This window comes from Bifidobacterium sp. UTCIF-1 (genome assembly GCF_006408915.1).
Classification (GTDB): domain Bacteria; phylum Actinomycetota; class Actinomycetes; order Actinomycetales; family Bifidobacteriaceae; genus Bifidobacterium; species Bifidobacterium reuteri.
In genome coordinates this window covers 92,626-100,482 of record NZ_JFAG01000014.1, presented here as the reverse complement: position 1 = coordinate 100,482, position 7,857 = coordinate 92,626, and the positions used below count along the sequence as shown (strand labels likewise).

The window sequence follows — 7,857 nt, the reverse complement described above, 5'->3', positions numbered from 1 at the left end:
ACCCCACGAACCGAGTTCCACCGATCATCTGCTTCTTGAAGAACGAAATATAAACCGCGTACACGATCGGGATGATGAACACGAACACGAACACCACCGCGAACGGCCACATGAACTTCCAACCACGCCAATCCGCCTTATGCTTATTCACGCGCGCCTGGGCAGTATGCAGCCCCGCCTGCTCGGGCAAAATGCCCACAGCTTGCGGCGCTGTGGCCATTGTGTGTTCTTCTGACATGATGAATCTACTTTCTTATCAATATGTCACTATGAAATGCATCCATGCTTTCCAGAGAATGGGCACAAGGGGAGCCCGCTTCCCGCATCGTCGCATAGGAGTGTTGCACGGGCATGGCATGGATCGAGACATGACAAGGCGGGGATACTTTGGGGAGCATCCCCGCCCTTGAGTCAGCGGCCTGGCTTGAAGAGTGAAAGCGCTGGCCTTGGCGGTTCGGATTCCTGTCTGACAGTTGAGCGGAAGGAGAGCAGGCTGTGGAATCCGAACCGTTGGATGTATCGGACCGCCTACTTGACGGTCACGGTGTAGCCCTGCTGTTCACCCTGCTCGGCCAGTTTCTTGCCGTAGTTCTCGAGCGCCTGCTCAAGGGTGATCTCCTTGGAGTAGGCCTTGGAGACCTCATCACCGTAGGAAGACTGGGCGAACGGGTTGTACGGCAGGTACTGGAACTTTTCGGTCGGGCGCTGAGCTGCTGCAGAAAGGACCTCGTTCACATTCTGTCCGCCGAAGTAGTCGTTGGTCTTCTTGTTGCCCTCGGTGGTCGGATCGATGAAAGCGTCAGACTGGAGAATCTTCTTCAAGGACGGGAAGGTGCCGGTGTCCGCCATCTCCTGGGCACCGTCGCCATGGGTCATGTACTCGACGAACTTGTAGGCTGCGGCCTGGTTCTTGGAGAGCTTGACGACGGCGAGTGCGGAGCCGCCATCCTCGGCGGAAACCTCCTGGCCCTCCTCCCACTGCGCAGCTGGGCGACGCGCCAATTGCCGGCCTGGTCGGGTGCACCGGACATGAGATTGATCGGCATCCATGCGCCGATGGTCAGCGAGGCGATGGTGCCGTCGTTGAGCTCGCGGTTCCAATCGTCGGACCAATTCGGGGTCTTGGTATCGACCAGGTCCTCGTCGATGAGCGTCTGGACGAACTCGATGTAGCGTTGCATGCCTTCGTCCTTGGTCATGTTGATGGTGATGTTCTCGCCATCGACGGTCCATGGCTTGGCGCCGGCCTGCCAGATCTGGGCGGTGAACGGCTGGTAGTCGTTCGAGGTGCCGGCGAGGTTGGTGATGTAGGAGCCGGTGGCGCGAATCTTCTTGGCGGCCTCGTAGTAGTCGTCCCACGTCTTGATGGATTCGCCGTCGACGCCGGCCTTGTCAAATACGGCCTTGTTGTAGAAGAACATCTCCGGGCCGGAATCGATGGGCAACGCGTAGGGCTTGCTGTTGTACTGGAGTTTGTTCCACGGGCCGGCCGCGAAATCATCGGCGAGCTTGTCGGCACCGAATTCGCTCAGGTCCACGAGACCATCGGTGACGGCGAACTGGGTGACGGTCGGGTCTTCGAGCATCACCACATCCGGAGCGCCGTTACCTGCGGCGATGGCGTTGGAGAGCGCGGTGGAGGTCTTCTCGGCGGTGCCGGTGTTGTTGAACTTGACGGTGATGCCGGGGTTGGCCTTCTCGAAGTTGGCGATGATGTCCTTCATCGAGTTGCCGGAATCCCAGCCCCAGAACACCAGTTCGGCCTTGTCGGCGTCGCCCTTGTTGGCATTGGCGTCCCCGCTGTCGCCGCAGGCCGCGAGACCGACGAGGGTGGCAACCGCTGCGGTTGCCGCAATGACCTTCTTGACGTTGCGCATGTTATTTCTCCTCCTACCCCATTGTTTCGGGTTATGTCTTTGGTACATCCGTGTACCAACACCTATGATGATACACCTGTGTATCAATATGTCAAACCGCGCGACACGCCTCATTTTCCTTCCCAAACCACGGGAGCCTCCGCATGCCGCAATGCCGAACACAACGCCGAATCACGATACTTGGCGGGGAACAGACCACTAGCGCCAGGATCTGAATCCTGCGAACCCTGGACCCCGGAACAGAGATCCCAATCCTGCCGCGTGCAGGTAAAACAGGCATCGTAAATAGGGACTGCAGGTAGAACAGTGCCAGTTAGAGGCCAATAATCCTCATAACTAGTACTGTTTTACCTGCAGCCCCTTTATTTGTACCTGTTCCACCTGCACAGAGTCGTCTTATTTGTACCTGTTCCACCTGCAGTGCCGCGCCGCACCATCAGAACCGACCATGTTGGCCTCGTAATTGTGTCTGTTTCACCTGCAGAAGAGTAATCAGAACGGCTTTGCGCCGGCAGTTGCAGGTAAAACAGGCTCCGTATCCGAAAGCAGTGTTGTGAATTATGCCGGCAGAAATCAATTCATGTCAATAGCCTGCGCCACCCAATCAACACCACACAGTCGACGCCACACAACCGGAACCACTCAATCGATACCACACAGTCGGCACCACCCAACCGGTACCATCAGGAAGCGCATGAGGGACACACACGCCGGAAGGCGCTTGCTAACGATACAGCGGCAGTACGCCCCGGCGTACAATCTCGGCGACCGTGGCCTCATCGGTAAGGTTCTCGCCCAAGAGGTTCGGCTTGCCTTTGCCATGCCAATCGGAACCGCCGGTGACCAGCAAATGGCATCGCCTGCATATGTCCAGCAGCCTGACGCGCTGATCGGGCAGGTTGCCGCGATGCCACACCTCAAGACCGTCCAAACCTTCATCCACCAGGTACTCTATCTGCGCATCGCTCAACAATCCGGGATTGCGGCTTCTGTCGCCGGGATGGGCGATGATGATCACCCCTCCGGCTTCCTTGATGGCCTTCACCACCTCATGCGTCGTGGGAGAAGGCGTCGGAATATAGTATTTCGATGCCGAATTGACAGCGTCGGCGAACGCCTCCGAACGATTCCTGTACACACCCGCACTGACCAAGGCGTCAGCGATGTGCGGGCGGCCGATGGTGGTGTTGTCCCCCTCCTTGACTTGCGCCAGCACCGACTCCCAGGAAATAGGCAGATCGCGGGACATCAATGCGACCATGCGCTGGGTGCGGCGCAGACGGGCCTCGCGCGTGGAGGCAAACAGCCGTACGATATGCGGATTGTTCGGATCGTATTGGTAGCCGAGCATATGCACCGACACATCGTCGTCGGTGGCCGTAATCTCCGTGCCCCGCAGCAATGGCAGCTGCACGCGACGAGCCGCGGCCTCGGCTTCGGTCCAGCCTGCCGTCGTGTCATGATCGGAAATGGCAACCCCGCTCAACCCACGTGCCCTGCACTGCGCAGCCAGGGTCGCGGGAGTCTCCGTACCATCCGAAAACACAGTGTGACAATGAATATCCCACCCGGTGCTCGGCGGCGAATCAGGCATCACATATCCAGTCATACGTTCCATCGTAACCGCATGCACGCCATACCACAGCCAGATCGACGCTTCGCTCTGGGCGAGTTAACCGCGCAACGGCACGGATTCCGGCGACACCCACAGCTATCGTGGTGGACGATACCGAAAAACAGGGGGAATACCATGGCTCGCACGAACAACGACGAATACACCGACTCGCCCATCGACCTCGCTTCCAGCAACGTCGACGAAAACCCGGATTCCTCTATTGTCAATCCACTGACCGGATGGCGTCATAGCGCCACCTGGACGTATCTGATCATGCTGATCGCTTCGGCGATCGCACTGGGCACATCGTTCATCCTGTCGGCGGAAACACTGCAATTGGCCCGCCATCCCGACGCGCAACTCGGCTGTGACGTGAATTCGGTCATCTCCTGCACTACAGTGGCGCAATCCTGGCAGGCGGAGATCGTGAAGTTCGGAGGCCTGAGCTACCCGAACGCGTTCTTCGGCATCGCCGCCGAATCGGTGTTCATCACCATTGCGGTCATCGGCTTGGCGCGCGTACGGGTGCCGCGCTGGTTCGCGGCATGCACCTGGCTAGGCGGACTTGCTGCACTGGCTTATTCGTATTGGCTGAGCACGCAGTCGCTGTTCGTGATCCATGCGCTGTGCCCGTGGTGCCTGACCCTCATGTTCTCCACTACAATCCAGTTCATGGCCTTGAGCCATGCGACGGTGGCCGTGCAGAAGATGCCCGCATCGAAGACGACGGGAACGATTCCCAACGGGCTGAACAAGTATTACCGTCTCAATTTCGACCTCATGATCGATGTGCTCTGGATCGTGGCCGTCGTCGCGCTGATCTTCGTGACCGAAGGTGCGGCACTGTTCGCCTGACCCCTCCCTTGGCGGTTCTTTGACGCTGTCGGCCGCCATTGCATGACATGACAATCGAACCCCCGCAGGATGTCCTTGTCGGAATCCTGCGGGGGTCTTGTCTCCCTGAGGGTGCCGTATCAGCCGGCGTACGGCTATCGCAGCACATCGATATCCGCCACCAGGGTGGCGGCACCGGTGAGCTTGACATCATGGTCGGAGACGTCCACGCGCAACGTGCCGCCCCGCACGGTGATATCCCAGTGGTCGATGCCGGTCTTGGCCCTGAGGACGATGCCCGTGGCGCATAATCCGGTACCGCAGGACAGGGTCTCGCCGCATCCCCGCTCGTTGACGCGCATGGTGGCCTCTCCCGAGCCGGCGGTGTCGTCAATGTCATCGACGCGCACGAATTCCACGTTCTGGTCGGATTCGATCTTCGGGTTCACTTCCGGCTTGGTCGCCAAGTCGAGCTCCTCGACCACCGGCAACGACGCGAATGCGTCCTCGATCACCGCCACGACGTGCGGATTGCCCATGTCCACGAACGTGCCGCGCGCCGAACCCGGAGTACCGGGGATGGTCACTTCGTAAGCATCCAAAGCACCAATCGCCCACTCCCCCATGTCGACTTGGAACACGTCAGCCCCATAGGGCTTCATATTGCCCTTCGGTGTGAGAATCTTGACGCCGGCACGAGTGCCCAGGCGGAACGGCTCGGTGGAGTCGGCGACGCCTTCGCGTTGGGCGAACAGTGTGATGGCGCGCGTGCCATTGCCGCACATCTCCGCCAGGGAACCATCCGCATTGCGATAATCCATGAACCAGCGGGCGCCTCCTGCGAGGGTTCGGGAGAGTTGCTCATCGGTGAGGTCGGATACGTGATCGGGCCGCGTCAGACGAATCAGGCCGTCGCCGCCAATGCCGAAGTGGCGGTCGCACAGGAATCGCACTTCGTCGGCAGTGGGCTCATATTCGCCGGACCGGTCAAGATACACCACGAAATCATTGCCGGTGGCGTGTGCTTTGGTTACTCGGTTCGGAAAACTCATGTCTGTTAAGAGTACTCTGGTAATGGCAAGGCGACAGTGCCGATTCCATTCCGGTGCACTCCGGTGCACTCCGGTGCACTCCGGTGCACTCCGGTTCGCTCCGAGGTCTGCGGAATCCGCGACACCATGCCTTGGCCCATCGAGTCCATTCATCGGGAAGGATTGTGTCATGAGCTCCTCGGCGCCGATCGGCGTATTCGATTCCGGGCTTGGCGGCATTTCGGTCGTCCGTCAGATTGTGAAGGACATGCCGGACGAACAGGTACTGTACTTCGGTGATTCCGCCAATGCGCCATATGGCACGAAAACACCCGAACAGGTGAGGGCGCTGAGCTTCGCTATCATGGAGCGGTTTGTCGTCCAGGGTGTCAAGGCGGTGGTCATCGCCTGCAATACCGCGACTTCCGCCGCAGTGAATGACCTGCGCGAACAATACGATATCCCGATCATCGGCATGGAGCCGGCACTGAAGGTGGCCTGCGACAGAGGCGACGTGCCTTCGGATCCGCATCATATCCCCCAGCGCGTGATCGTCGCCGCGACTCCACTGACCTTGCGCGAACGGAAATTCGCCAAGCTGATGGAGCGTTTCGACTCGGACAACGAGATATTCAAGGAGCCCTGCCCCGATTTGGTGGAGATCGTGGAATCCGGGCAACTGGACAATCATCAGCTGGTGATGGATACGCTGCACCATTACTTCGACCGGTATGATCTGAACCGTATCGATTCGGTGGTGCTGGGTTGCACGCATTTCGTGTTCTACCGCGACTATTTCCGTGAATTGCTGCCGGATCGCGCTGCGATCATCGACGGCAACGAAGGCACGGTGCGGCATCTGCGCGTCGTGCTGGAATCACTGGGCGCACTGGCCCCCGAAGGCGCGGCCGGCGGCGTGAAGCTCGCCAATTCCGATCCCTCCGAACGAATCGCCGCACTCTCGCACTCCTTGCTGACCCGCTGACTCGCAATGCAGTCGGTTTCCCACCGTGTAGGGAAATTCCCACCGTGTAGGGAAATTCCCACCGTGTAGGGATGCAAAATACAGAAATGGCGGAATTCCGCCATTTCCTATCCCTACATCATGGGGTTTTCCCTACATCGTGGAGAGTTCGCTGCACGATGTAGGCTGGCGAAACGACTGGAGGCCTAGCGATAACCATGCAATGTGCCTTTCAATGCCTATCCAATTGTCCGACAAAACCGCGTAAGCTCTGAAATTGGTTATGAATATCGATAGGGGCTTTTCAGGGGAGGAATAAAGCTATGAAAACCGCGATGATCGACGTGGGCGGCGGATTCCGCGCGATTTTCGGTTGCGGCGTGATGGACCGCATGCTTGAGGACGGCATCGACGTGGACATGTGCTACGGCGTATCGGCTGGAGCCGCGAACATGACCTCGTTCATCGCCCGCCAGCATGGACGCAATCACACGTTCTATACCAAATACGCATTCCGCAAGGAATACGCGAGCGCCGAGAGCTTCTTCAAGAACCATAATTTCGCCAATCTCGACTACATTTACGGCACATTGAGCAATCACGACGGCGAGTATCCGGTGGATTTCGAGGCTTTTGAGGCGAACCCCACCGGATTCACCGTGGTGGCATGCAATGCCGAGGACGGTTCTGCGAAGTACTTCGATAAATCACGCATTCACTTCGACGACTTCGACGTCGTCAAGGCATCGTCCGCGGTGCCGGTGGCGTGCGAACCGTATGTGGTGGATGGTGTGCCATACTTCGATGGCGGCATCGCCGACCCGGTACCGGTACAGAAGGCACTGGACGATGGCTATGATCGCGTGGTTCTTATCCTTTCCCGTCTGCGCGATGAGGTGCGCCAGCAGCGCAAGGATCTGGCGCCGGCACGCATTCTGGAGCGCACGTATCCGGCGGCGGCCGAGCGGCTTCGCGAGCGCTACCGGACCTACAACGATGAGATCGAACTGGCCAAACGATACGAGGCCGAGGGACGCGTACTCATCCTCGCCCCCGAAGAGTTGTACGGCCTCAATACGCTGAAGAAGAACTTCGAAGGTCTGGAAATGATGTACCGCAAGGGCTATGCCGCAGCCGAGACGATTCCGGAGTTCCTCGGCAAATAGGAGAACACCTCGAATTCCATCCACATATCCGTCCGGAACCCCAATCACCGACCTGGCTGACAGTCAGGCAAACAGGCATATCAGCGAATACACAGACTCTGCCACTCCAACTTTGGTATGTAGTCGCGGACTACCCCTCAGTCGACTGCGCCGACAGCTCCCCTGACAAGGGGAGCCAAACAGGCGATGCCAAAGTTCACAGAACCAATAACAAGCACGGGACTACCCCTCAGTCGACTGCGCCGACAGCTCCCCTGACAAGGGGAGCCAAACAGGCGATGCCAAAGTTCACAGAACCAATAACAAGCACGGGACTACCCCTCAGTCGACTGCGCCGACAGCTCCCCTGACAAGGGGAGCCTAACAGGCG

5 protein-coding genes and 2 pseudogenes are annotated in these 7,857 nt (G+C 58.7%); 3 read left to right on the top strand and 4 right to left on the bottom strand.

Going from position 1 to position 7,857, the window contains the following annotated elements; genetic code table 11:
• From BW09_RS07670 to BW09_RS07655, 3 genes and pseudogenes are all read right to left on the bottom strand, one after another.
• Positions 1-220: pseudogene (locus tag BW09_RS07670) on the bottom strand (sugar ABC transporter permease); the annotation flags it as partial.
• Positions 221-528: 308 nt separating this feature from the next.
• Positions 529-1,877, bottom strand: a pseudogene (locus BW09_RS07665) (ABC transporter substrate-binding protein).
• 724 nt (positions 1,878-2,601) lie between these two features.
• A complete protein-coding gene (locus BW09_RS07655) occupies positions 2,602-3,495 on the bottom strand; it encodes a PHP domain-containing protein (protein ID WP_140464009.1) in 894 nt (297 codons plus the stop codon).
• 132 nt (positions 3,496-3,627) lie between these two features.
• Here BW09_RS07655 and BW09_RS07650 point away from each other — a divergent pair, with 132 nt between their 5' ends.
• Entirely contained in the window at positions 3,628-4,347 is a 720-nt protein-coding gene (locus BW09_RS07650; RefSeq protein WP_140464007.1) for a vitamin K epoxide reductase family protein, read from the top strand.
• Positions 4,348-4,481: 134 nt separating this feature from the next.
• Here the strand turns inward: BW09_RS07650 and dapF are convergent, their stop codons facing one another.
• On the bottom strand, positions 4,482-5,378 hold the full coding sequence (gene dapF / locus BW09_RS07645; RefSeq protein WP_044090024.1) for a diaminopimelate epimerase: 897 nt from the start codon (positions 5,376-5,378) through the stop codon (positions 4,482-4,484).
• Between the two features lie 169 nt (positions 5,379-5,547).
• On the opposite strand from dapF, the gene murI reads away from it, so the two are divergent.
• Positions 5,548-6,342, top strand: a complete 795-nt coding sequence (gene murI / locus BW09_RS07640) for a glutamate racemase (protein ID WP_044090025.1) — start codon at positions 5,548-5,550, stop codon at positions 6,340-6,342.
• A 302-nt stretch (positions 6,343-6,644) separates the two neighbouring features.
• A complete protein-coding gene (locus BW09_RS07635; RefSeq protein WP_181161785.1) occupies positions 6,645-7,487 on the top strand; it encodes a patatin family protein in 843 nt (280 codons plus the stop codon).
• The last annotated feature ends 370 nt before the right edge of the window (positions 7,488-7,857 follow it).

What these genes read in the sequence shown, in the direction of transcription:
- dapF (WP_044090024.1), bottom strand. Translation starts at nt 5,378, where the DNA reads ATGAGTTTTCCGAACCGAGTAACCAAAGCACACGCCACCGGCAATGAT.
- BW09_RS07655 (WP_140464009.1), bottom strand. Translation starts at nt 3,495, where the DNA reads ATGGAACGTATGACTGGATATGTGATGCCTGATTCGCCGCCGAGCACC.
- BW09_RS07650 (WP_140464007.1), top strand. Translation starts at nt 3,628, where the DNA reads ATGGCTCGCACGAACAACGACGAATACACCGACTCGCCCATCGACCTC.
- murI (WP_044090025.1), top strand. Translation starts at nt 5,548, where the DNA reads ATGAGCTCCTCGGCGCCGATCGGCGTATTCGATTCCGGGCTTGGCGGC.
- BW09_RS07635 (WP_181161785.1), top strand. Translation starts at nt 6,645, where the DNA reads ATGAAAACCGCGATGATCGACGTGGGCGGCGGATTCCGCGCGATTTTC.